We start from the raw sequence: 25059 nt of genomic DNA, 5'->3' as shown, positions 1-25059 counted from the left end.
GTCGATTTGGCCTTTGTGAAAGCATCTAATCAAGAGGATACAAATCATCAGCTATTGTTAATTGACAAAACAGCGGTTAATCATAAAAGAGGATATTTGCTTGTGAAGCGAATTATGGATTTATTGGGAGCGTTTCTTGGAATTATACTGTTATTACCTGTCTTTATCATTGTCGCTATTTGTATCAAACTTGAAGATCCAAAAGGCCCTGTGTTCTTCAAGCAAGTGCGTGTCGGCAAAGACGGCAAAAATTTTTATATGTATAAATTCCGATCGATGGTTGTAGATGCGGAAGAACGACTAAATGATCTATTAAAATATAACGAAGTATCCGGTGCGATGTTTAAAATAAAAGAAGATCCAAGAATAACAAAGATAGGAAAATTCATCCGAAAAACAAGTATTGATGAGCTTCCACAACTTTGGAATGTATTAAAAGGGGAAATGAGTTTAGTAGGTCCAAGACCGCCGTTGCCAAGAGAAGTAGCGGAGTATACGGAGTATGACAAACAACGGTTGCTTGTGACACCGGGGTGTACCGGACTTTGGCAAGTGAGTGGGAGAAATGATTTAGGATTCAACGAGATGGTGGAATTGGATTTGAAATATATTCGTGAACGTTCGATTTTATATGATTTAAAAATAATATTGAAAACTATTAAAATAATGATTAAACCTAATACTGCCTATTAAATAAGAAAAGAGGAATGTTTAAAATGAAAAAGGTTTGTGTGGTTGGCTTGGGGTATATTGGATTACCAACAGCGACTGTATTAGCGAACAACGGATTTGAAGTTTACGGGGTTGATATTAACGAAAAAGCGGTTGAATTAATCAATAATGGGCAAGTACATATTTATGAACCCGATTTAGATATAATGGTCAAAAAAGCGGTAGAGAGCGGGTATTTGAAAGCATCTGTTGTACCTGAAAAAGCAGATGTTTTAATTATTGCCGTTCCGACGCCGTTTAAAGAAAATCATAAACCGGATTTGACTTATGTGGAACAAGCCACAAAATCCATTGCTCCTTACTTAGAGCCAGGAAATATTGTTATTTTAGAGTCAACAAGTCCTGTTGGAACAACAGAGAAAGTCGCAGAATGGATTTTAGAAGAGAGAGAAGATTTGAGTATCGATGAAAATCATGAAAACCGTATATTTGTTTCTCATTGTCCAGAGCGAGTTCTCCCAGGAAAAATTTTAAAAGAGTTAATTGAGAATGACCGTATTATTGGTGGCATTAATGAGGAATCGACGAAAAGAACAGTTGAATTTTATAAGAGATTTGTAAAAGGGAAAATATTAGAAACGAACGCGAGAACGGCAGAGTTATCTAAATTAGCAGAGAATGCGTTCCGCGATGTAAATATCGCGTTTGCCAATGAACTCTCTATGATTTGTGATGAACTAGACATTAATGTATGGGAATTAATTAACTTAGCAAATCATCATCCACGTGTAAATGTTTTGCAGCCAGGCCCTGGAGTAGGAGGACACTGCATAGCGGTCGACCCTTGGTTTATCGTGGATGCAGCTCCTAAAACAGCAAATTTAATTCGAACAGCTCGTATGGTAAATGACTCCAAACCGTATTTTGTCATTGAAAAAATTAAAGAAGCAACGAAAAATCTCCAAAACCCAACAATTGCATGCCTAGGTTTAGCGTTTAAGGCAAACGTTGATGATTTGAGAGAAAGCCCAGCTGTGAAAATTGTAAAAGAATTATCTGCTATTTATGATCAAACTATATATGTAGCTGAGCCGCATATTGAGGAGCTTCCAAAAGATTTACTAGAATTAAATGTCCAACTCGTAAAAACAGAGGAAGCGATTGAAAAAGGTGACGTGGTTGTTTTATTGGTGGATCATGATTATTTTAAAGTAATAGATAAGAAAACACTTTCGAATAAAATTGTTATTGACATGCGTGGGGTGCTCCCGATAACAAGTAATATAGATGTATCGATGACAATTTAGGAGGAAATATGGGAGAGCTAACACGAAAGATACAAAATTTAAGAAAACTGCCAATCGATAAAGCTTTAAAGAAAATTGTGATTAAATTATATGAAATACTTTATTACAAGATAAGAAAAGAAATAATTAAGCTTAAGCCAATTGATATAGATGATAAATATTTTATTAATTTTAAACCCAACTGTAATTTTTTCTTTAGTACTACAGATAAACAATTATTAATAGAAAAAATTAAACAGCTAAATATTGAAATGCAAATTATTAATGATGCTGATAAAATTTGTTCCCATATATTTAACCTGCTGGGTTCAGGCGATATATATCTTGGAGAGCAGTTGCCTTGGAATACAGACTTTAAAACAAACTTTGTTTGGGAAAACAAGTTTTATAAAGATATTAAAATAATAGACTTGTCAAACAATGCAGATGTTAAAGTTCCTTGGGAATTATCTCGTTTTCAACATCTATTTACGTTAGGTAAGGCTTATTGGTTAACTAACGATGAAAAATATGCCATAGAGTTTAAAGAAGAAATAGAAGATTGGATAGAAAAAAATCCGGTTGAGATGTCGGTCAATTGGACCTGTACAATGGATGTTGCAATAAGAGCTGTGAATTGGATTGCAGCTTATTTCTTTTTTAAAGACTCTCCATCAATCGATAAGAATTTTTGGACTCAATTTCATAAGTCTCTATACCTACATGGTCGATTTATTATTAAAAACTTAGAAAATAAAGGACCACATACCGGCAACCATTACTTATCCAATATTGTTGGATTAGTTTGGCTTGGGCTTTACTTCGGTTCATTTATTGTTAATGACCGAAATAAGAGCAATAATCCTAAAAAATGGCTTGACTATGGACTTAGTGAATTAGAAAAAGAAATGTTTGTTCAAAATAATCCAGATGGTACAAACTACGAAGCCTCTACGTCTTATCATCGGTTAGTAACAGAGTTATTCTTAAAGACTACGGTGCTATGCAATAAGAACAATATACGTTTCTCCAAGGATTATATGGATAGGTTGGAAAAAATGTGTGAATTTATTATGAATATCACTAAGCCAAACGGGTTAGCTCCAATTATTGGTGATGCTGATGATGGCAGGCTATTAATTTTATCTATTTATAGTGCATGGGTAAGAAATGATTTCCGGCATTTACTAGGGATAGCAGGAGAGTTGTTTGATCGTGATGATTTCCGCTATTATGGAAAAGACTACATTGAGGATGCACTATGGATTTATCAAAATTATAAGAGTAATGTAGAAAAACCCAAACCATTAACATCCGTTTCCTATACAGACGGAGGGTATTATATTTTAAGAAATGATCGAGTTTATTGTTGTATTAGATGTGGAGAGCTTTCATTCAGAGGAGATGGAGTCCATAGTCATAATGATCAGTTAAGCTTTGATCTCAATGTAGATGGAGAGGATTTTATTGTTGATCCAGGTTCGTATGTCTACACGGCTGATTATAAAATGAGAAATCTCTTTAGAAGTACAGAAATGCATAATACAGTACAAGTAGAAAAGCTTGAACAAAACGATTTTGAAGAATATAACCTATTTTATATGAAAGAACAAACACATGCTAAAAATCATGGATTTAACATGAACTTTTTTGAGGGGACGCATATAGGATTTAAAGAAAAGTGCAACGTTATTCATAAACGAACCGTATTATTAGAGGAAAGTAGTGTTTTAATAAAAGATCAGTTAATTGGGGATACAAATAAAAATGCTCAACTCACGTTAATCTTATCTCCAGATGTAGTGGTCAAACTAGAGGAAAATGAAAATAAAATTGTACTTGAAAAAGGAAGTATATGTATCAAATTTGATTATATACGAGATCTCAAAATAGAAAATTGTTGGGTTTCGAATTCATATGGTTATAAGCAATCGAGCAAAAAGATAACCATACCTTTTAGCAAGGAACTTTCAATTAAAATGACTATTGAAACAAAAGATAAATTGAATTGGATGGAGAGTTAATGGTAAAAAAAATAGCTTTATTTGGAACTTATCCTCCTCCCTATGGTGGCCGATCAATTCATGTAAAAAGATTGGCAAAGAATTTAGTAGACCAAAATGTTGAAGTCCATATATATTCCAATACAGGAGTTTTAAAGAAAAGAAAAGGGATTAAATTACGCAAAACAAAAAGCATATTATTTTATATTTTAAAAGAAAAATATGATATTTTACATTTTCACGATAGAAATTTTAAATTAATTGCTATACTTGTCTTTCTATCAAAAATCCTTAAATATAAAACAGTTTTAACTTATCATAGCTTTAGAGACGATCCACAGTCTTATAATCTTATAGAAAAATTACTTTTTAAATACTGTATTAAACGAATTGATCAATTTATATGCGTTGGTTCGAATGAAAAAGAAAAATTAAGTCAATTTGTTTCTAATTCAAAAATTAAAGTCATCCACAGCTATATACATCCTTTTGAAGACGAAGGGGATTATCATTTAATACCAGATAATGTAAAAGATTTTATTCAAAATAGCAACTTTTTAATTACCGCCAATGGAAATATAAAGTTCTTTAATAATGAGGATATGTATGGTTTCGATTTATTAATAGAACTGCTAAATTACTTAGTTAATCATAAGAGTTATAATGTACAATTGCTACTAGCAGTTCTTGGAGTAAATGAACAGACTAAGGATGAAAAAGAATATTACAATCTCCTTCAGAAAAAAATCCAACAGTATAAACTCAATAAATATATTTGTATTTATGAAGTAAAAGACACAGAGTTATTTCCGATATTAAAAAGATCAAAATTATTTATAAGACCAACAAATACAGATAGTTATGGAATTTCGATAGCTGAGGCAATCTATGCGGGTATTCCAGCTATAGCAAGTAATGTATGCGAAAGACCCGAAGGGACAGTATTATTTGAATCGAGAAATATAGAGGATTTATGTAGTAAAACGCTGGAGATAATAGAGAATTATGAATATTCCAAGCAAAAGATTAATAACTTTAAATCTGAAGATTGTTTTAATTCCATTTTTTCTCTGTATAAACGAATATATGATGATATTAAAGATATGAGAGAGGATTAGAGTGGTACATATAAAAGAACGTCTTTTATCACTTTTAGGAATTGCTCGGAGAATAGGATTTTTTCATCTTTTATCTGCAAATCTATTAATCCAAATAGCTGGTTTTGGAGGACAGATATTTTTAACAAGGATATTAAGTGTTGAGGATATTGGAGTAATAAAAATTTTGCAATCTTATTTGAACATCTTTCTAATAATTGCATCGTTGGGAATAAATACATCTATTTTGAGGTTATGTTCAGAGGATATTGAAGATAAAGAGAAAATAAACATTTTTAATATCGGATTTATTTTGACCATATTCAGCTCTTTTAGTTTAATCATATTAATTTTAGCTATTGAGCATTTTTCATTATTAAATATTGATAGTACTATTAATAAGCTCTTGAAAATATATATCTTCTTAGTTCCAATATTAACTCTAATAAATTTAATTATTGTTTATTTACAGGCGCAGCAAAAAATAAAACAGATGTCTTATATCCAAAGCTTATCAAAGATTATTATAATTATATTTAGCACACTATGTGCATACTTATCAGGATTACATGGTTATATATGGTCTTTAGTTATTTTAAACTTCATTTCATTGTTAATGACCGTTCCTTTTATTAAAAATGAATTAGTATCAATTTTTTCTATTAAAATCTCGACAGGAATTGTAAAGAGGATCTTTAATATTGCGTTTTTTGCATTTGGTGCTAATTTATTAGGAGTCTTATTATCAAACATAAATATAATTATGGCAAATCACATAATAAATGACACTAAAGAAATTGGATATTATGGTATAGCACAATTAATTGTTACAACAATGATGTTGATACCATCTACTCTAGGACAAATTATGGTACCAAAAATCTCAAAGGTCTCTAATAATATAAAGGATGTTCAGGATATTCTTAGGATTTATCAAGTGCGTAATACATTTCTCGCAGTTTCGGTGGCAGTATTAGCAGCAATATCTGCTCCATTCATTCTTCCTTTTGTTTTTGGTATTAGTTATCAGAATTCAGTTGTTTATTTTGAAATACTATTAATAGGGTTTGTGTGTTGGAGTCTATATTCTCCCAAGGGAATGACACTAATGAGTATTGGGAGATCAGACATGAATTTTTATGTTAGTTTAATTTCTCTTGTTTTTAACATTATTTTGAATTATATACTAATAAATAATTATGGTATGTATGGTGCAGCTATTGCAAATTCTTTTACTTATTTTGTGACAATTTTTATAAATGCTTATTTCTTTAATAAAATTTTTAAAGCGAAGGGGGATTCTAAGTATGGATGCTTATAGACTTTATAAAATTTCAAGAAAGCTATACCTTAAAGGGTTTAGAAGACTTGCTAACTTAATAACAAAGTTTAATAATGTACTTCATAACTCTTATATTCCACATACAGCCGATATAGGAGAGAATACAAAGTTTGCTTATGGTGGAATTGGTGTTGTTTTACATAAAAATTGGTTCATCACCAAAAGATGTACTTGATTTTTACGTTAAAATGTGATAGAGGTCTCTAGACGGACACGCAAAGTAAAACGCTGGATATTTCGATACCCATATCCTCGCCTTTTGATCAATTTTATTTTGTTGTTGATTCCTTCCATTGGACCATTTGAGTAAGAAAAAACGATGCAAGAAAGCACTGCGTCTCTTCGGGTGATGAGTGCCTTGGCAATACTGCGTACGGCGGCACAGTCGCTAAAAAGGTACCGGTCAAACCATTGGGTCAAACGAGTTTCGGCTTGCTTTCTTGTTTGGCTTTTGGATACGTAACGGAAATGTTGAAGTGCTTGATAGACATCACGTAAATAAGCACTTTCTTGGCACCATTGTCGAACTTCCTGTCTCTCTTCTTCTGTTAATTTTTCTGGACGTTGGCTTAACAATCGGCACACGCGGCGAACGCTTCCATGTTTGGTTCCGCCTTTGGCAAGGTATTTGCGACAACGTTCCAGTGCATCGGTGAATAACTGAATCACATGGAAGTGGTCAAGAACATGGATGGCTTTTGGACATACCTTTTCAATGGCTTTTCTCATGGCAGGAGCCAAGTCGCTGACAACATACTTCACTTTGGAGGCGACGGGTTGAAGCGCCTCCACAATGGCTTCTTCATTTTTTCCAGAAGCAATGGAAAGGACATTCCGAGTCTGTGTGTCCATCACCGCTACTCCGTAATCATGTCCCTTTCGGAAAGCGAATTCATCCACACATACTACTGTAGGATTCGATGTTGGTAAAAGAGCCGGGGCATATTGATAAAACCAGCGTTCTACTGTCGTATAGGCGAGTTGTAACAAGCGAGCGACTTCTTGAATCGTTTTTCCGATGCATAACTGGGCGACCCAATGTTGAAACGATTCCGTCGCGATACTGTGAGACGGAAGTCCCGGATAAGAAACGGTGAACGTCAGAAAACAGGCTTGGCAACGCCGTCTTTCTATGGGAAGTTCAATCCAAAATAAACCGACCGTATTTGTATAGCCATGAATCCATTGTTTTCGTTTCGATGATATTTTGGTTGTCCGTCCGAAGCAAGTCGGGCAGATCGGACAATGAGGAGGGAGGGAAAGTTCAAAAATCCATCGTTCTCCCTCTTTTCGTTCTCCATGAATAAGAAAGCCTGGTAAAGTGATCAAATCTTTGATAAACTGAGATTGCATGCGAAATTTCCTCCATGGTTGATGGTTTGGTCACCTTTACCATACAGGAAATTTCGCATTTTTTGTACCCTTGATCAGAAAACAACCTGATTGTCAAGTACATTTTGTGGTGAAGAGCCAAAAATTGTAAAATAGGGAAAAACTGCACTATCGGTCAGAACTGTACTATAGGGGGGAGAACTGGTCACGGTGGACCTCCTGAGATTGGAGATAATGTGTATATTGGGCCAGGTGCAAGATTAGTTGGAGGATTTAAGGTTGGGAATAATGTAGTTATTGGTGCTAATGCAGTTGTAATTAAAGATGTACCTGATAATAGTGTGGTTGCAGGTGTTCCTGCCAAAGTAATTAGTAATAATATTGGAAAGTTTAAGAAGGAGAACATTATATAAATTTTATCACTATCGAGAGAATGAAACGGAATGTTATCGATGATCTCTTGTATTTGGGAACATGGGTCGTTGGCGTTTATGGGTATACTAGAAGTCCTATAGACGGTTAGGTTCCAGTAAAGAATGGTAATTATTGTGACAAGAAGTGTTTATCTACGGGTCAGTTAAAAAATATTGTAAGGTAAGGGAAGTGGTTGTTTGTATAGAAGCTCATTAGTTTCAAGGTATGGATTCAATAATAAAAATTACTTAAAGATTAATTTTAGCATACTGTTTTTTTTGTCCCTATTTTTATTCAATAATTGGTTAAGATCTATATTATCATATGAGCTATCTAATTATAATGTTCTTTTTTTTATAACGTCTATTTCTTATATAGTTATTATGTTAAAGAAAAAAAATATAAGTTGGTTTTTATTTTTCTTCATTATGGGTTTGTATTTATTTATTAGCTTTGAATATCTTTTTATATGGAACTATTCAGCAAATGTGTTAGTTATGTCTATTACATCTATTTTTTTAGCTTTATTAATAACTACAATCTCAATTAACAAGGATTCGATTATGCAAGGATTATTAAGGTTTTTGAAATTTTATAATCCTTTAGTAATCATTTCATTAATTTTAGCAGTCATAGATTATATAACAGGAAGTAAAATTCAATTTTATTTAGCCAACATTTCAGATAACAACGAATTTTCTGAACTAATAATATTGGAGCATAATTATTATAATGTTTATAGGTATTATTCATTTTTAGGGCATCCACTAACAAATGCAACTTATTTCCTTATTTTTATTATACTTAACAATATATATGGTAAGTTTAAGAAATATATAATTAACAAGTATTTAATTATACTTATAGGTTTAACTGGTTTATTGTTGAGCGGTAGTAAAACAGGAATTGTTTTGGGTATATTAGCTATTATATTAATGTTTGATACTAAGAAGAATAAATTTATTCTACTATTTTTTTTAGTGATAGGGATTTTATTCTATTTTTCTCCTCTATTTCAGCATAATTTATTAGTTAGGTTTGTTGAAGGTGTTGAAACTGGTGATATTACTACAGGAAGAAATACTCTTCTTAAGGATTTAATCGAGTATGGTAAGGAAAAGCCGGCGTTATTTATAGGTGGTGGAGTAAACTATTCAAGGAAAGTAGCTATGAATTTAGAAGGAGATATCCATAATTTTGAATATCCTTTTATTATGTTGGCTTATGATTATGGTATTGTTATTACTGTACTCATATACCTAATTATATTTATAATTCCTTTAGTGAGAATAATTTATAATAAGAAATATTTTATTGCAATTAATTTCTTAATAATATTCATTATGTTTAATAATAATAATGGCATCGCGAATTTGGGCTCTGATTCATTAGCACAATTATGTTTTTTAATCTTTTTATGTAATAATCTAACTAAAAGAGATGCGTATGGGGGATGGAGAAACGCGTCAATGTTAAGTCTTGGTGTACAATCCCAACGAAGCCGAGCAAGCAGTTCATGAGGATGAGAAGTATGATGGGAAATATCTCATCCGAACGTTTGACAATATGTTGTCTGCCGAGGATGTCGTGCTGGGATATAAGCAGCTGGTCGAAGCTAATTGGCACTTGAATTGCGCCCGATGTATCACCCCTAGAAGACCGCATTCGTGCGCATGTGCTGCTCAGTTGGCTGGTTCTCTTGCCGGTTCGCATGGTGGGGATTCGGACTGGAGAATCGTGGACAAAGGTAAGAGAAGAATGCCAGCGTCTCATACTCGGACATTTTTTCTTCGAAATACGGCGACCTTTATCAGCGTACAGAACTGATGTCCAAACAAAGGCAAATCTTTGCGGCTCTAGGGCTGGAGCCTCCACCGAGGATCCTAGACATTCATCCTCGCTCCTAGATACACGCCCGAAGTATACCCAATCGCCTCTGATCCCTTATCTATCAAGGGTTGAACGGTTCATCTCATAAGCGACAGATATAGAATTTTGCTATATTCCATTTTAACTGAGGTGAAGGAAAGTATTGCTTTTTAGGGTCGAGTGGTATGGGTAAGTTCCACTTTTAACTGCGACAATTATAAGAATCGAAAACCGATTAACTTTTATATTCCTATGGGTGAGACAAATATGAAGATACTTGTAATAGCCACGTTATTACCTCCATACAGAGGTTCAGCGAATATTAGAGCTCTCAATTATATTAACTATTTATCAAGGATGGGGCATCAAGTAGACGTGTTAGGGGTGAAATATCCAACAGATTCATTACAATATGATGAAAGCCTTGAAAATGTCTTCGAATCAAATGTGAATGTCTATCGTATTGATCCAGGTGCATTATATAAGCTATTTTACCAAAAGAAAAATAAAACTCCAAGCTTGAAAGCTACTAAACAGAAGAAAGGATTATTTCAAAGAATAAAACCAAAAATAAATAGTTTTATAAGAAATAATGTTTTGATATTGGACTCTTATATTCAATGGATAAAACCTGCATATAAAATGGCAGTTAGTTTACAGAAAAAAAATCAATATGACTGTATTTTTTCAATGCATGAAACTCCATCAAGTCATATCGTAGCATATAAATTAAAGAAAAAGTTTAATTATGTGAAATGGATTAGTTACTGGAGTGATCCTTGGATTGGGGATAGTTTGAGGTCTTTTTCTAAAGCAAGGTTATTAATAGAAAGATTTTTAGAAAAAAAGATTATTAATAACGCTGATAAATTTCTTTTTACATCAATAAAGACAAAAGAAATGTATAGGGAAAGATATAATATAGATGAAAAAAAACTTGATATTGTATATAGAGGCTTTGATGATAGGTTATATAGTAAAATATCTTGTGAGAAGGCTGATTTGAATGGTTTAAAGAAAGAAAAAATCAATATTGTTTATTTAGGTACAATATATCGTAGTTTAAGAGACATTACACCCTTTTATGAAGCATTAGTAAAGTTAAAAGAAAAAAATTATGAAGTTTTTAGTAATTTAAATATTTTATTTATAGGAAGTTTTGATAACAAAGAAGATGAAAGTAAATTGGGTGAACTAGAAAATGTACAGATAATACCACCAATTCCGCATTATCAAGCCTTAAGATACATTGTTAAAGCTGATGTATTATTGCTGCTCGGAAATAAAAAAAGTACGCAAATTCCAGGAAAAGTATACGAGTACTTAGGTAGTAAAGCAATAATTCTTACGATATTGGGCGACGAAACAGATGAACTATCGACTCTTATGGGGAATATTAACAAAGGACTGGTAATTTTAAATAACTCAGATGAAATAATTAAATCCCTTAATGATATTTATTTTTCTATTAAGAACAGAACTAACAATGAATGGAATCAAGTTATTAAGCAATTTACATGGGAAAATGTAGTAAGGGATTTAGAGTCAAAATTAAAAACTTAAATTCTAACTGAGGAAGTGTAAAGATGAAACCTAGAATACTTTTTTTGACTACTTTATTACCTTTCCCTTTGGATAATGGAGGTAAGATAAAAACATATAATACTATAGAGGCATTATCCAGAAATTATGATATAGATTTGGTGTGTTATGTTAATAAAAAAGAGGATTTAGTATATCTAGAAAATATTAAGAACATTGTGAAGGATGTACAAGTTGTTCAAAAGAATATGATAAGAAGTACATCTACAAAAAACTTTCTTATTGATTATTTTAAAAGTTTAATTAGTGTTTATCCGTATAGTATAAATAAATTTTATACATCAGAGCTTGAGATTAAGATTATTAATAAATTAAAAGAAGAAAATTATAAATATATCTATATTGATCATTTACCGATGATGGTCTATCAACACCTTTTCCCAAAAAACAAATTAGTACTCGATCAGCATAACGTTGAAAGTCTAATTTTTAAAAGATTCATTGAAACAGAGTCAAATTTTATAAAAAAAGCATTAGGTTTACTGGAGTTTATTAAGCTTAAACGATTCGAAATAAAATCTTTACAACTTGCACAACAGATTATTTGCTTAAGTGAAAATGATAAGGAAGTCTTCAAAGGATTTGGTATAAAGGAAGAAAAATTAAATGTTATACCTATACATTTAAAGTTAAATAAGAAATACGAGTATCAAAAGAAGGAAAAGGATAAATTGAAAATTTTATTTCTTGGTTCTATGTCTTGGTATCCTAACCAAAATGGGATTAGATGGTTTATGGAAAATGTTTGGGTTAATCTTAATCAAAATGATTATGAGATGTATATAGTTGGAAGTAATCCACCCAGCTACATCCAAAAATATCATAATGGACAAAATGTATTTGTAACGGGTTATGTTAATGATGTTGATGAATACATTAGACAATGTGATGTTAGTGTTGTTCCTTTATTTATGGGAAGTGGTCAAAGAGTGAAAATTATAGAGTCTTTTGCCAAAGGCATACCAGTCATTTCGACTTATATAGGTGCCGAAGGTCTGGTATATGAGAAAAATAAAAGTATAATCATAGCTGATAATGCAAAACAATTTATAGAGTCCCTTAATATGTTAAAACAGGATAGCAATAAACTAATCGAACTATCAGAAAATGGAAAAAAGCTTTTTTACAAACATTATTCATTTGAAAATTTACCTCACAAATTAACATATGTATTAAATAAATTGGATTTAGAGGATGATTTAGTTGAAAAGAAATAAAGTTACTCTGTTTAATGTTACATTTGATAATCTAACTATGGATGAGGCTGTTAGAGAGATTGATAATATTATAGTTCAAAATAAAAGGCATAATAAAGCAGATTTTGTAGTAACACCTAATGTAGACCATATAGTTAATATTCATAAAAATAGGCTTTTTAAAGAAGCGTATCAAAAAGCGGCACTAACTTTAGTTGATGGTGCTCCAATTGTCTTTTTGTCAAGAGTCTTCAATAAATCTTTAAAGGAAAAAGTATCTGGATCAGATTTAACCCCTCGTCTTTTTGAATTAGCCCAAAAAAAGCAGTACAGAGTTTTTATTTTTGGTTCCCTGCCGGGGGTAGCGGATTTAGCAATAAAAAGAATAAAGGAAGAACATGGATATAACTTCCCGATATCTTCGTATTCACCTCCTTTTGGATTTGAAAATGAGGCGCATACCTTAAATAAATGTATTAATATTATTAAAGAATTTAATCCAGATATACTATTAGTTTCCATTGGATCACCTAAAGGGGAATTATTCATATATCAAAACTTAGAAAAATTAAAAGTACCTTTATCTATCCAAGTGGGAGCCTCTATAGACTTTATTGCTGGAACGGTCAAAAGGGCACCCCTATGGATGCAAAAATACGGTTTAGAATGGTTTTATCGATTCTTAAAAGAACCGAAGAGATTGTTTAAAAGATACTTTGTAAACGATAGTTATTTTTTTCTATTAATAATAAAAGAAATTTATTCAATTTATTTAAAAAGAAAGTGATTTTTTGGGGGTAATAAAAATAAATGAGAAAGAAAATAACTTTTGAAAACTTAATCGCAATGTTTCGAGGAATAATTTTATTAAAAATACATGCTTCTTCAGTTAAAAAGCTCCCAAGAATTCGTGGAAAAATTTACTTAAAAAATAATGGAAAATTGATAATTGGGAATAACTTTTCTGTTACATCAAAACCATTACCTGTTTCTATTACAGTTGAAAATCAAGAAGCAATATTAATAATTGGTGATAATGTATTTATTAATTATGGAGTAGATATCGGCTGTAATTTATCTGTATTTATAGCCCGAGTTCGACAGTCACTAGGCAAACAAAATGCCTCTCGCCCCTTGATACAAAAGGGATCGGAGGCATTTGGGCACACTTCGGGCGTGTATCTAGGCGCGAGGGTGGATGCCTAGAATCTTTGGAGGAGGTTCCAGCCCTAGAGCCGCAAGGAATAGCGCTTGTTTGGCCGTCAGTTCTGTTCGTTGATAAAGGTCGCCGTTTTTTGAAGAAAAATGTCCAAGCATGAGACGCTCGCATTCATCTCTTACTTTCGGCCACGATTCATGAGTCAGGGGAAAGGAATCGCGAAATGCTTTTGGCCAGACGCTCCAAGACGGCGCGATCCACTTCATCTTCGCGACCGAACGAATCCATCACCTTCGCTTTCGCCTATTTGGCCTTTGGATCCCATTCATTATGAGCAAGCTGGGGATCCGCCACAGTCGTTCCGTCTTTGTTTTTGCGTGTCACTCGTCGTATGTACATGCCTATATTATAAGCGATATTAGGCTTTTTTTAAAGGATAAATTATGAATTCGTGTGCCTATGAAATTCAGTGTTTTTTTCTAGGATCCGCATCGCGAAATCTTTGATATAACAGCATTTTGGCCATTTTCATTTGCCTAAAATGGCCTCAAAACTGTCGAACTCGGGTATAGGGAATAACGTCAAAATTGGTCCACTTACAAATATTATTGATAGTAACTATCATCAGATTGATATGGATGACGAAATGAGACCGAGGAAAATTAAAATTTCTGATAATGTTTGGATAGGAAGACAGTGTATTATATTACCAGGAGTTACTATAGGGGAAAATTCAGTCATTGCCTCTGGGAGTATAGTTACTAAAGATGTACCACCTAATGTTTTAGTAGCTGGTTCACCTGCTAAAGTAATACGTCAGTTAAATATAGGAGATAATTGGATAAGAAAGTAATTAAATTTTAAAAAAGCGAGTTAATTATAAATTATAAAAAATATTACCATGAAATTTTAAATAATAAAATAGGGGGAGTTTTTTTGAAACTAGTACTTTTGTCAGGCGGCTCCGGAAAACGCCTTTGGCCGTTATCAAATGATGCTCGTTCAAAGCAATTTTTGAAAGTATTGGAAAACAAAAATGGCGAGTTGCAGTCGATGGTACAACGTGTATGGGAACAGTTAGGGAATGTTGGCCTAGCTGATTCCGCTGTGATTGCTACAAGCAAATCCCAAGTCGATATGATTCAAAGCCAACTAGGACAAGATGTACCGATTATTATTGAACCGATGCGGCGCGATACGTTTCCAGCGATCGCTCTAGCATCGGTTTACTTGTATAGTGTAGAAGGAATTCGTTTAGATGAGGTCGTTGCGGTGTTGCCTGTTGATCCGTATGTAGAGGATCGTTTTTTTGATAGAGTGAAAGATTTAGAGGAAACCGTACTCGCAAGTGGGGCTGATTTGGCGTTAATCGGTGTGGAGCCAACGTATCCATCAGCGAAGTACGGTTATATTGTCCCGGCTTCTAAATCTAGTGATAGTGATTATTTAAGAGTAAGTCATTTTACAGAGAAGCCAACTGAAGAAAAAGCAGCGGAATTAATCGAACAAGGTGCACTTTGGAACTGTGGCGTGTTTGCTTTTAAACTTGATTATATTATTTCGTTATTACAAGAAAAGGGATTTCCAATTCAATATGATGAGTTATTAAAACAATATGGAAAACTACCAAAAATCAGCTTTGACTATGAGGTCGTAGAAAAGACAGAAAATATTGTTGTGTTGCCGTATGATGGCTATTGGAAAGACCTTGGCACATGGAATACGTTAACAGAGGAAATGGCAACAAACCAAATCGGCAAGGGTGTTATTAGTGCTGATTGTGAGAATACCCACCTTATTAACGAACTTGATATTCCTGTGACAGTATTGGGAGTATCTAATGCGGTTGTTGCAGTAAGTCCAGATGGTATTTTAGTCGCTGACAAAGCGAAGAGCCCAAAAATTAAAGAGTTAGTAAATGGTTTTGACCAGCGTCCAATGTATGAAGAACGCCGCTGGGGTTGGTATCGTGTATTAGATTATACAAAGTTTGAAGATGGAAGAGAAGTATTAACAAAACGAATCGGCGTTACCGCAGGGAAAAATTTAAGCTATCAAATGCATCATCATCGCAGTGAAGTGTGGACCATCATTAAAGGTGAAGGGGAATTTGCTTTAAATGGAGAAATTCGCCGCGTGAAGCCGGGGGATGTGCTTGAAATTCCTGTCGGTGCGAAACATGGAATTAAAGCGATTACTGATTTAGAATTTATCGAAGTGCAAACAGGAACACAGTTAATTGAGGAAGATATTGTTCGTATTTATATGACGTGGGAAGAAGTAGAGGCAAATTGCTTCTCTGCGAGTAAATAATGGTTTGGCTGCTAGAAGGATGTGTTCCTTCTAGCAGTTTCTTTTTTTGTTAGTAAGAGAAAAAGGAAGGGTTTTAATCAATTTTCATGCACTCTGTTTTCTAGGAATGCATCTGGTGCGGTACGAAATGGCGGGATTTGTACGGGTATGACATTCCTTCTGAGCAAACGGGAGAGTGTTGGCCAATTCGCCGCATCTATACAAGAGAGCGAAGAACTTGTTTCCGTATTAGAAAACTCAGTCATGACAATAGTCCATCAAATAGTTAACGTATTAAATTGGGGGATTGTATATGATTCTCGTTGTTGGCGGAGCCGGTTATATCGGCAGTCATTTAGTGAAAGAGTTAGTGGAAAAAGAGCAAGTAATCGTGCTTGATAACTTATCGACTGGTCATCGATATTTAGTGGATGATCGCACGGTGTTTGTGCAAGGGGATTTAGGAAACAAAGCGGATCTTGAACCGATTTTTGAAAAATACCCGATTCAAGCTGTCATGCATTTTGCGGCGAACAGCTTAGTTGGCGAATCAGTGGTGAATCCGCTGAAATATTATCAAAACAACGTTGCTGCTACATTAACGTTGCTAGAAACAATGTTGAAATATAATGTGAAAAACTTTATTTTTTCGTCTACTGCGGCAACGTATGGGATTCCGAATGTCGAATTAATTACGGAAGATTGCCCAACAAATCCAATTAACCCATACGGCCGTTCGAAGTTAATGATCGAACAAATTTTAGCGGATTTTGCTTCTGCGTATGGGCTAAACTATGTCGTCCTTCGCTATTTCAATGCGGCTGGTGCGCATGAGTCGGGAGAAATTGGTGAGGACCATAACCCAGAAACGCATTTAATTCCGATTGTCTTGCAGCATTTGTTAGGTCAGCGCGACAAAATTTCTGTCTTTGGTACGGACTATAATACACCAGATGGGACATGCATTCGTGACTATATCCATGTCACCGATTTAGCGAAGGCGCATATTTTAGCGCTGGAAGCATTGTTGACTGGTAAAAAGAAAACTGCTATTTACAATCTCGGCAACGGCTTAGGTTATTCCGTTAAAGAAGTGATAGAAACATGTGAAAAAGTCACGGGACGTAAAGCCGTCATTGAATACACTGACCGCCGTCCGGGCGACCCGGCGCGTCTTGTCGCATCCTCGCAAAAAATTTATGAAGAACTTGGCTGGAAAGCGGAATATTCATTGGAACAAATCATCGAAAGCGCGTGGAAATGGCATGGTCGAAATGTGAAGTAAACACGAAAGCCTCCTGTTGAAAAAGTTTCAACAGGAGGCTGAATTTGTTTTTGAAGGGAAGGAGAAGAGATAGATAGGTGATGAAGCTAAGCTCTATTTTTTTATGAAAAATTCAAATAAAATATCAATGAGAACGACGAGAGTGGACTGGACAGATAAATCATAATGTGTTTAAATGTTATCTTTTAAAAATTATTGTATATATGGAATAATCGTTTGATACGATTGTTCCATTCTTATAGAGCGAGTACACTGTACCGCTCGAAGTTTGTCGCCAAAATTGATAGGATAGCAGAGAAGGAGAGCTTGAACGGCTCTCTTTTTTTGATTGAATAGAATCTGCAATGGAAAAATGCTAGAATCATAGTAGCAGCTACATAAGCAGGGTGGGCGGTTGGCCACTTCCCGATTAAGGGAGGTGGGAAAATGACGACATACGAAGCATTAAGTCTAGTCGCTCAATTCAGTCTAGTGCTGATAGGAGTGCTAACATTGATTGTTACTATGGTCGTCTATATAAACAAAAAGAAATAACCGTCCCCCCCCTCGACCAAAGGTATGACGGTTATTTCTCTATTTAAACCTCATATCTTGAAGGTCAGCCGCTCTTCTTGCGGCATGTAGTTGCGCTGACCGGGTGTTCGCCGCACTCGGTCTTTTTCATTTTATGTTTTTCTTACGATTTATTATACACATAACAAGGTGTATGTTCAAATTTTTCGGGCTGCGTGCACTGTAACTCCTGCTGAATGAATGAGTATTAGCGGGAGGCTGAATTTGTTTTTAAAAGGAATAGAAGAGATCAATAGGTGAGTATATGAAAAACCAATGGCTTCGCTGGGGACTTGTACTTCTATGGTGCGGCATGATTTATTACTTCACTGAATCTCCGACTTTTACCGGCGAAAATACGGCAGGCATGCTCCGCGATATTGTACAAAAACTGCAATTAAAACATATGAACAATGTTAGTGACGGTTTTTTGTCATGGAATTACATCGTCCGCAAATTGGCGCATCTTTCTATTTTCGGCATGCTTGCTGTTCTTGCATGGAAGGTGATATATCCGCATCTTTTTGCTTATGTTGGTGCATGGGGCTGTGTGATTTTCGATGAATGACACCAATCGTTTCAACCGGGACGGACGGCTCTTGCTTTATTATTGGTTCGCATCTATTTACGAATGAAGCGTTCTTAGGAGCAATCACTTACTTGGATTTCAACAGCAATGTGCCACTTCTCTATCCTCTCTTTCCTGGTTCTATCCGAAGTTAGTCCATTCCTTTCCTTGCGCTTCCTTCATGATAGTACGATAAATTAGAGTTAATATAGGAAAATGAAAGTTCACCAAAATGAGAAGCTCTTAATAGGGATGCACACTTCCTCCCATTCTTGTAAACTATTTACACACCGATGTATAATGAGCAAGGAGAAAAAGAGTAGATGAGACATCATGTCTATTTTGGAGTGAGTGCTTTATATGAACGATAGGCAGAAAGGTATTTTGCAAATTTTGTTAACTGAACAACGAGAATACTTTTTAACGAAACAGTTAGCTGAGAAAGTGAATTGTTCAGAAAAAACGATCCGTAATGATTTAAAAGTTATTGAACAATATTTAAAGGAACATACAAATGCGCTCCTTATTAAAAAGCCAAGCTTAGGGATTTCTTTACATATCGATGAAGAAGAAAAAGCCAAGCTTTTTGAACAATTGCATATAGTTACCCCTATTGATGACCGAAATGAAGAAGAGCGTTTAATTGAAATAGCGTATCGGCTTTTAATGGAAGGTAAACATACGACTCTGCAATCTTTAGCCGAACAATACTATATCCACAAAAGTGTTGTGAAAAAAGATTTGAACAAAATCGAAAAATGGTTGAAAAAATATCATTTGACTTTAATTTCAAAACAAAAATTAGGCTTGGTTGTTGAAGGAAGTGAACAAAATAAGCGAACGGCATTAGCTCATCTTTTTCAATTAATCAATCCTTTTATTCCCAACCGTCTCTTTATAAAAAGTCAATTTCCCTCTCATTAGGTTCGGTGCCTGTCACGTCCCGATATATGTCGAGATTTGTAGAAACAGAGGGTCATAGATTGGCTCTCTGCTTTTGTTTAAAAAATTCATTTCCAAGTAGGAATTTGGTTCGTTTTGTCGAAAAAGTATGTAAAATTTTTGGAGGTGAGGTAAATGTATGGCCGTCGATCACGACCGCTTGTTTAATCATGATGCACAGTTAGAGGTGATCAGTTTGTACCAGCTGGCAGGGGAAAAAATCGAGAGTGGCCATCCGCCTTTTCGTCATCCGCATCATTCCGCTTCATCGGTTTCTTTAATTGGCGGGGGAACGCACCCAAAGCCTGGCGAGGTGTCGCTGGCACATCGCGGTGTTTTGTTTCTCGATGAAATGGCGGAATTTGCGAAAAAGACGCTGGATATGCTTCGCCAGCCGTTAGAGACGGGGAAAGTGACGATTAGCCGTATTTCGTCGACGGTGACATATCCTGCGGACTTTATTTTGCTTGGGGCGATGAATCCGTGTCCGTGTGGATATTTAGGCTCAAGAACGCGCTATTGCACATGTAGTGCGAAACAAATTCAAGCGTATCGAAATCATGTTTCCGGGCCGATTTATGACCGGATGGATGTTTTATTACCATTGGAAGTCATTGATTTTTCCACAGAAACGAGAGTTTCGGAATCTTCGGAAACCATAAGGAAAAAAGTGGAAGAAGTAAGAAGAAAGCAAAATGAACGTTGTTTTTCTTCAAGACTATCAAACTCGTAAGCAAGCGGAACAAAGCATATTTGAATATATTGTGAGTTTTTATAATGATCAACGGATTCGTATGAAAAACTCTATTACAGTAGGAATCAAGATATTACAAAATGGCATTGTCGAAACAGATAACGATTATCACGGAGTTGGATCCTATTAACGCAGATTATAGATATTCTTTAGCTAGATAGAGACTAGAAAGAGGGAAATATATTTAAATAATTAGATGATATAAGGATCGAATATATTATTATTTCAAATAAAGTTTCAGAGAGTCTTATTTTATAAATACAATTGTTCGGTGTTAGGCTAACATAGGAGGATGAAGGGACGGTTTTGATTGCTGAAAAAGAGACTGCTTTGAGGTATTCAATTATATCTGCGTTTTATTTAATAAAGAAAGCAGGCGAATCATCTGGATTATATAGATGATTCGCCTGTTTTTACCTGATTAATGTAGGAGCCTTTCTGTGTTTTGTGGCTTGTTCGTAAGCGTAGGCCATTCCAATTAGTGCGGCTTCGCTCCACATTTTTCCGAAGAAGGCTAGGGCGAACGGGGATCCGTTTTCGTAATAGCCAGCTGGAACTGTGATCAATGGTAAACCGCTGATATTTATTTCTGATATTGTTGTTGATTGTATATTTTCCTCTTGGATGTTTGGAATTGCAGTCGGCATTTGAGGATAGACAAATCCGTCAAGCTGTTGGTCCTCCATCACTTGATAGATAATTCGGAGCAATTCACCTTTCACTTCATTGAATTCTGTCAAATCTGGTAAAACACTATGATCTGCCATAGCTTTCTCTTCATTGACAAAATCCGAAACTAAAGCAAGTGGTCCATCTTCTGTCCATGGGACCGCCCCCGCTTTGTCGAATACAGTTTTAATGGAAAGGGTTTTATCCTCTGGATTCAGATTTTTTAGGTACTTTTCAAGGTCATAAAAAAATGTTTCCATTCCTAAGAAAGTATTTTTGGATGAAACATACTCAGCGAGCCCTGTCCCGGCAAACGGATCTTCAACTACCTCTGCACCTTGTGCTTTTAGTATTTCAATGGCAGAAGCATAAAGCTTTTTCGTTTCATCAGAGAGTTCCTGTGTACGCCATCCCGGTCCGTACAAGCCGACTCGTTTGCCTTTTAGATAATTTTTTTTAAGAAAAGCAGTGTAGCCTTCTTTAGGAATATTCCCGATTGCAGCAATTGTTTTAGGATCTTCTTTTGAATACCCAGCCATCACACTCAGCATAATTGCAGCGTCTTGGACAGTACGAGCGTGCGGTCCCAAGACATCCCGGGTACTGCCGGCAAGAGGTGTCACCCCAGTTGTTGGGATTAATCCGAAGGAAGTTTTAATTCCAACTAAGGCTTGAGCTGCTGCAGGAACTTGAATGGATCCGGCCGTTTCTTCGGCGACGCCCAGCACAGCTAAGTTTCCTGATACAGCAGTCGCCGTACCACTGCTGCTTCCGCCTGGTGAAATCGACCGATTTACTGCGTTATATGTCGGACCGTCCCAGCTATTGTTTGCATTATAGGCACAACTAAAAGCAGGAATATTAGTCTTACCAAGAATAATCGCTCCCGCTTCTTTAAGTCTTGTTACAACCGGGGCATCCTTTGTTGGCATTAATTCGATCCCGCCTGCTTTTTTACAAAAAGGTGCCCAGCCAAATGTCGATGGATATCCTGCCATATCCACCGCTTCTTTTATAACAATTGGAATCCCTGCCAGTGGTCCAAGTTCAGCTCCTTCTTCATACAGACGATCCATTTCTTTCGCGTCTTCCAAAGCATTAGGGTTCATGAAGGTGAATGCGTTATAAATCTTTTCAAATTGTTCAATTCTATTTAAATAGGATTGAACAACCTCTTGAACTGTGTATTCACGATTTTTGTACCCGGCTATGAGTTCGTCTACAGTCACTTCTTCAAATCGGAAACCTTCGCCAACAGATTTTAGTAAAGAACTTTTTTCCAATTGTAATAACACCTCTTTGTTTTTATTTTTATATTCCCTAATACAAATTTAAAATCCTATTATTTAAGATTGACTTAATTTTATTACATATATAAAACTCACTGTATTAACTTGGTAGATCATCTTACATAAAAATTTGAAAAATCAAGAAATGTGTGCTAATGTTTGGCGTTGGCAATCCAATAACCCGAACGTTTAAGATCAGTAAACCCTGCCTTAATTTTAATTAGATGAAACATAGGTCAATATAACAACCTCGCAATTCTGAAAAAGGAAGAGATCTACAGAGTCAACTATTTAAACTTTCAAGCTGCCAGAAGGGCCTTATTCGAATTTATAAGGCTGGTACAACTGGTACAATCGGAAACGGATTCATAGCTGCCTGGGCTATATGACGTCACAAGAAACAGAAGACAGTATCAAAGGGGCAGCGTAGTGCTCTTCACAATTTTACAAACATCCGCTTTACATGGAGTGGCGGGTGTGGTAGGCTTGTTTGCCATGCGAAAGAAATTATTGCCCCTTTCGCCCTTCGCATAACACCACGCCCGCAGAGGCTCCATGTCAAGCGACCAGCGATGTCAATGAGATCAAAATTAAATTTCACTTATTGGTGTCCAAAATATTGACTTAAATCCAATGATCAACAGCAAAAGGGTGTAATGTATAGTGTATGCTTGCAAAGCTGTCGCGTTTGATTTTCATGTCATGTGGAGAAAATGGGTAGTGGACAATGTTCAAAGGAATAGAAATCATTATACAGTTTATATTATGATGATGTTAAATGTATGATATTTATTGGAGTGATGATGGTGAAACTGACATTCACTAATATTGGTATGGTTGAAAAAGCAGAAATTGAGTTAAATGGCTTAGTATGCATTGCGGGCGAAAATGATACTGGAAAAAGCACCGTTGGCAAATTGTTATTTTCGATTGTCTATGCGCTTAATCATTTTGAGGAAATGTTTGAACAAGATCGCACCCATTATTTATTAAATCAAGCAGAACTGTTTTATTTCAGGCTTCGCCGCTTAATTCGTTTATCTGACGAAGATCGTTTGTTTTTTGGAGTGGAATTTCAACATGAATTATCGCATTGGCTTAATTCTGGTGAAAATGTGACGGAGAAATTAACAGCAACAATTGAGAAGCGTCTATTGAAATTAGAACATTTGCACTTAGATGAAGAAGGAAAGAACCTATTAGCGGATATGCTCACGGAAACCATTGACTTTTTGAATGTTGCTCGTGATGAGGAAAAAATAAAGCAAGAAGCAGTGGAAATGGTGATGAGAAGCGAATTTCAAAAATCCATTTCACGTCTTAACAATGAAAACGCTGAATCGCTTGTTTCGATTACGGAAAATCATCAAGAAATTCTTCGCCTGGCTTTAAAAAACAATCGTTTGACGGAATTTAAGTTGGGAGATCCTCTCTACTATAAGGATGTTATTTATATTGAATCTCCATTTGTATTTTACTTTATCGATTTGCTGCAACGATTTATGGCTAGACGCCTAATGCAAAGAACAAATCGGGACCAAAGCATTCCATATCATTTAAAAGATTTATTTGAAAAGTTGAAATCGAAAAATCCGCAAATGTTTTCGATGTCAGAACATATTGCGAAAGATGCAAGTGAAAATTCACTATATCATTCTCAACTTGAGAGCTTAATGGGCGGGAAAATGTATTATAAAGAGATGGAAGATGAATTTGTTTTTCAACGGTCAGGCGGGCAGGAAGAAAAGTTTGCATTAATCAATACAGCCACAGGAATTAAAGCGCTGGGAATTTTCCAATTGTTGTTGCAGTCGGGATGGTTGACGAAGAGAACGCTTCTTATCATTGATGAACCTGAAGTTCACTTGCATCCTAGCTGGCAAATAGAGTATGCGCGAATTTTGGTCGAGCTAGCCAAAAGTGAAGGGGTCCATATATTAGTAAATTCCCATAGTCCATATTTTATCGAAGCTCTTAAAGTTTATAGTGACCAAAAGGGGCTTGAAGAGGATATGAAATTTTATCATGCCCAAAAAATTAGCACGTCTTCATCTGTCATTCGAGATGTTACAAATCAGCTCGAGGAAGTTTTTCATCTATTAACAGAACCTTTTCACCAATTAGAAGAGGAGACATTGCGGGATGATGAAGATAGATGAGTTAAAAGCGCTATTGCAAAACAAATACAGTGAATTTTTTCAATCCATCGAGGATATCAGCAGGGATGATCAAAATAACGAAAGTCTTTGTTCTTCTCCATTTGTTTGTTTAGCATTTGATAATGCTATTCAAGATTTAGCAAGTAAAAAGGGGGAAGATGCATTAAAATCCCCCGACCTTCTTCATATTCAAGACAATCAATTGTTTTTTGTGGAATTTAAGAATGGAAAAATTGATCAAAAAGAGCGGCAAAGCCTTAGATTGAAGGCAATCGAGGGACCTTTCATAGGTCTATATGAAATGATAAAAGAACATGATCCTTCTATATCATTTCATGACATCGTCAAAATAGATAAAGTATATTACGTAGTGTACAATGAGGAAAAAAATCCGCAAAAAAGAACAGCCGGGTTACTTAGACATTTGGGAGGGCAACAAATCCGTTTTTCTTTAAAAAAATATAAAGGCACTTTCATGAAGGACGTAAAAACGATATGCGCAACCGTATTTTTAGAATCGGTTGTTTCGAAGTGGAAATAGATGAAGAGTGTCTATGATTGATTAAAAGTTTAGTAG

General features: G+C 35.1%; 23 protein-coding genes and 3 pseudogenes. 23 read left to right on the top strand and 3 right to left on the bottom strand.

What is annotated here, in order from left to right:
- Window positions 1-54 precede the first annotated feature (54 nt).
- Genes NSR00_RS11735 through NSR00_RS11710 form a run of 6 tightly spaced genes read left to right on the top strand, consistent with a single transcriptional unit; the run spans window position 55 to window position 6575 of the window.
- Complete coding sequence (locus tag NSR00_RS11735; protein WP_445659581.1) at window positions 55-693, top strand: sugar transferase; 639 nt, start codon at window positions 55-57, stop codon at window positions 691-693.
- A 23-nt stretch (window positions 694-716) separates the two neighbouring features.
- Window positions 717-1979 (top strand): UDP-N-acetyl-D-mannosamine dehydrogenase, encoded by a 1263-nt coding sequence (gene wecC / locus NSR00_RS11730; RefSeq protein WP_340788931.1) that lies wholly within the window; start codon window positions 717-719, stop codon window positions 1977-1979.
- An 8-nt stretch (window positions 1980-1987) separates the two neighbouring features.
- On the top strand, window positions 1988-3982 hold the full coding sequence (locus tag NSR00_RS11725) for an alginate lyase family protein (RefSeq protein ID WP_340788928.1): 1995 nt from the start codon (window positions 1988-1990) through the stop codon (window positions 3980-3982).
- On the top strand, window positions 3982-5079 hold the full coding sequence (locus NSR00_RS11720; RefSeq protein ID WP_340788926.1) for a glycosyltransferase family 4 protein: 1098 nt from the start codon (window positions 3982-3984) through the stop codon (window positions 5077-5079). The genes NSR00_RS11725 and NSR00_RS11720 overlap by 1 nt, the downstream gene beginning before the upstream one ends.
- 1 nt (window position 5080) lies before the next feature.
- Window positions 5081-6379: a flippase gene (locus tag NSR00_RS11715; protein ID WP_340788925.1), complete on the top strand. Its 1299-nt coding sequence runs from the start codon at window positions 5081-5083 to the stop codon at window positions 6377-6379.
- A complete protein-coding gene (locus NSR00_RS11710; protein WP_340788923.1) occupies window positions 6366-6575 on the top strand; it encodes a hypothetical protein in 210 nt (69 codons plus the stop codon). The genes NSR00_RS11715 and NSR00_RS11710 overlap by 14 nt, the downstream gene beginning before the upstream one ends.
- A gap of 8 nt (window positions 6576-6583) precedes the next feature.
- Here NSR00_RS11710 and NSR00_RS11705 read toward each other — a convergent pair whose 3' ends face one another.
- Window positions 6584-7753, bottom strand: coding sequence for an ISL3 family transposase (locus tag NSR00_RS11705; RefSeq protein ID WP_021292746.1), 1170 nt, complete (start codon window positions 7751-7753; stop codon window positions 6584-6586).
- Window positions 7754-7884: 131 nt separating this feature from the next.
- On the opposite strand from NSR00_RS11705, the gene NSR00_RS11695 reads away from it, so the two are divergent.
- The 7 genes and pseudogenes from NSR00_RS11695 to NSR00_RS11665 all read left to right on the top strand — a co-directional run bounded on the left by NSR00_RS11695 (window position 7885) and on the right by NSR00_RS11665 (window position 14019).
- Window positions 7885-8145, top strand: a complete 261-nt coding sequence (locus NSR00_RS11695; RefSeq protein WP_445659580.1) for a serine O-acetyltransferase — start codon at window positions 7885-7887, stop codon at window positions 8143-8145.
- 384 nt (window positions 8146-8529) lie between these two features.
- The gene (locus tag NSR00_RS11690) at window positions 8530-9666 is read left to right on the top strand and encodes an O-antigen ligase family protein (protein WP_445659567.1); all 1137 of its coding nucleotides are present in this window, start codon (window positions 8530-8532) and stop codon (window positions 9664-9666) included.
- A pseudogene (locus NSR00_RS11685) lies at window positions 9650-10053 on the top strand (IS1634 family transposase); the annotation flags it as partial. The gene NSR00_RS11690 and the pseudogene NSR00_RS11685, both read left to right, overlap by 17 nt.
- 229 nt (window positions 10054-10282) lie before the next feature.
- The gene (locus NSR00_RS11680) at window positions 10283-11578 is read left to right on the top strand and encodes a glycosyltransferase (RefSeq protein ID WP_340788921.1); all 1296 of its coding nucleotides are present in this window, start codon (window positions 10283-10285) and stop codon (window positions 11576-11578) included.
- A 23-nt stretch (window positions 11579-11601) separates the two neighbouring features.
- Window positions 11602-12834: a glycosyltransferase gene (locus NSR00_RS11675; protein WP_340788919.1), complete on the top strand. Its 1233-nt coding sequence runs from the start codon at window positions 11602-11604 to the stop codon at window positions 12832-12834.
- Window positions 12821-13600: a WecB/TagA/CpsF family glycosyltransferase gene (locus NSR00_RS11670; protein ID WP_235603549.1), complete on the top strand. Its 780-nt coding sequence runs from the start codon at window positions 12821-12823 to the stop codon at window positions 13598-13600. The genes NSR00_RS11675 and NSR00_RS11670 overlap by 14 nt, the downstream gene beginning before the upstream one ends.
- A gap of 23 nt (window positions 13601-13623) precedes the next feature.
- Window positions 13624-14019 (top strand): hypothetical protein, encoded by a 396-nt coding sequence (locus tag NSR00_RS11665; RefSeq protein WP_340788915.1) that lies wholly within the window; start codon window positions 13624-13626, stop codon window positions 14017-14019.
- Window positions 14020-14173: 154 nt separating this feature from the next.
- Here NSR00_RS11665 and NSR00_RS18110 read toward each other — a convergent pair.
- Window positions 14174-14371 (bottom strand): annotated as a pseudogene (locus tag NSR00_RS18110) (IS1634 family transposase); the annotation flags it as partial.
- Window positions 14372-14618: 247 nt separating this feature from the next.
- Between NSR00_RS18110 and NSR00_RS11655 the strand changes: the two are divergent.
- From NSR00_RS11655 to NSR00_RS18105, 8 genes and pseudogenes are all read left to right on the top strand, one after another.
- Complete coding sequence (locus NSR00_RS11655) at window positions 14619-14825, top strand: DapH/DapD/GlmU-related protein (RefSeq protein WP_340788912.1); 207 nt, start codon at window positions 14619-14621, stop codon at window positions 14823-14825.
- 83 nt (window positions 14826-14908) lie between these two features.
- Complete coding sequence (locus NSR00_RS11650) at window positions 14909-16285, top strand: sugar phosphate nucleotidyltransferase (RefSeq protein ID WP_340788909.1); 1377 nt, start codon at window positions 14909-14911, stop codon at window positions 16283-16285.
- A 292-nt stretch (window positions 16286-16577) separates the two neighbouring features.
- Complete coding sequence (gene galE / locus NSR00_RS11645; RefSeq protein WP_340788907.1) at window positions 16578-17549, top strand: UDP-glucose 4-epimerase GalE; 972 nt, start codon at window positions 16578-16580, stop codon at window positions 17547-17549.
- Window positions 17550-17975: 426 nt separating this feature from the next.
- Entirely contained in the window at window positions 17976-18083 is a 108-nt protein-coding gene (locus tag NSR00_RS11640; protein ID WP_044747468.1) for a putative holin-like toxin, read from the top strand.
- 283 nt (window positions 18084-18366) lie between these two features.
- Entirely contained in the window at window positions 18367-18669 is a 303-nt protein-coding gene (locus NSR00_RS11635) for a VanZ family protein (RefSeq protein ID WP_327856133.1), read from the top strand.
- 360 nt (window positions 18670-19029) lie between these two features.
- Window positions 19030-19593: a BglG family transcription antiterminator gene (locus tag NSR00_RS11630; protein ID WP_340788901.1), complete on the top strand. Its 564-nt coding sequence runs from the start codon at window positions 19030-19032 to the stop codon at window positions 19591-19593.
- A gap of 187 nt (window positions 19594-19780) precedes the next feature.
- Window positions 19781-20314, top strand: a pseudogene (locus tag NSR00_RS11625) (ATP-binding protein); the annotation flags it as partial.
- Window positions 20307-20495: an IS3 family transposase gene (locus NSR00_RS18105; RefSeq protein ID WP_327848440.1), complete on the top strand. Its 189-nt coding sequence runs from the start codon at window positions 20307-20309 to the stop codon at window positions 20493-20495. The pseudogene NSR00_RS11625 and the gene NSR00_RS18105, both read left to right, overlap by 8 nt.
- A 283-nt stretch (window positions 20496-20778) precedes the next feature.
- Here the strand turns inward: NSR00_RS18105 and NSR00_RS11620 are convergent, their stop codons facing one another.
- On the bottom strand, window positions 20779-22317 hold the full coding sequence (locus NSR00_RS11620) for an amidase (RefSeq protein ID WP_340788898.1): 1539 nt from the start codon (window positions 22315-22317) through the stop codon (window positions 20779-20781).
- An 812-nt stretch (window positions 22318-23129) separates the two neighbouring features.
- Here NSR00_RS11620 and NSR00_RS11615 point away from each other — a divergent pair.
- On the top strand, window positions 23130-24482 hold the full coding sequence (locus tag NSR00_RS11615; protein ID WP_340788896.1) for an AAA family ATPase: 1353 nt from the start codon (window positions 23130-23132) through the stop codon (window positions 24480-24482).
- The gene (locus NSR00_RS11610; protein WP_340788895.1) at window positions 24466-25023 is read left to right on the top strand and encodes a hypothetical protein; all 558 of its coding nucleotides are present in this window, start codon (window positions 24466-24468) and stop codon (window positions 25021-25023) included. Before NSR00_RS11615 ends, NSR00_RS11610 begins: the two co-directional genes overlap by 17 nt.
- Window positions 25024-25059: the final 36 nt, after the last annotated feature.

Origin of the sequence: Aeribacillus sp. FSL K6-8394, from assembly GCF_038008865.1 — a bacterium.
Lineage (GTDB): Bacteria > Bacillota > Bacilli > Bacillales > Aeribacillaceae > Aeribacillus > Aeribacillus composti.
This window is presented reverse-complemented; position numbering and strand designations above follow the sequence as displayed.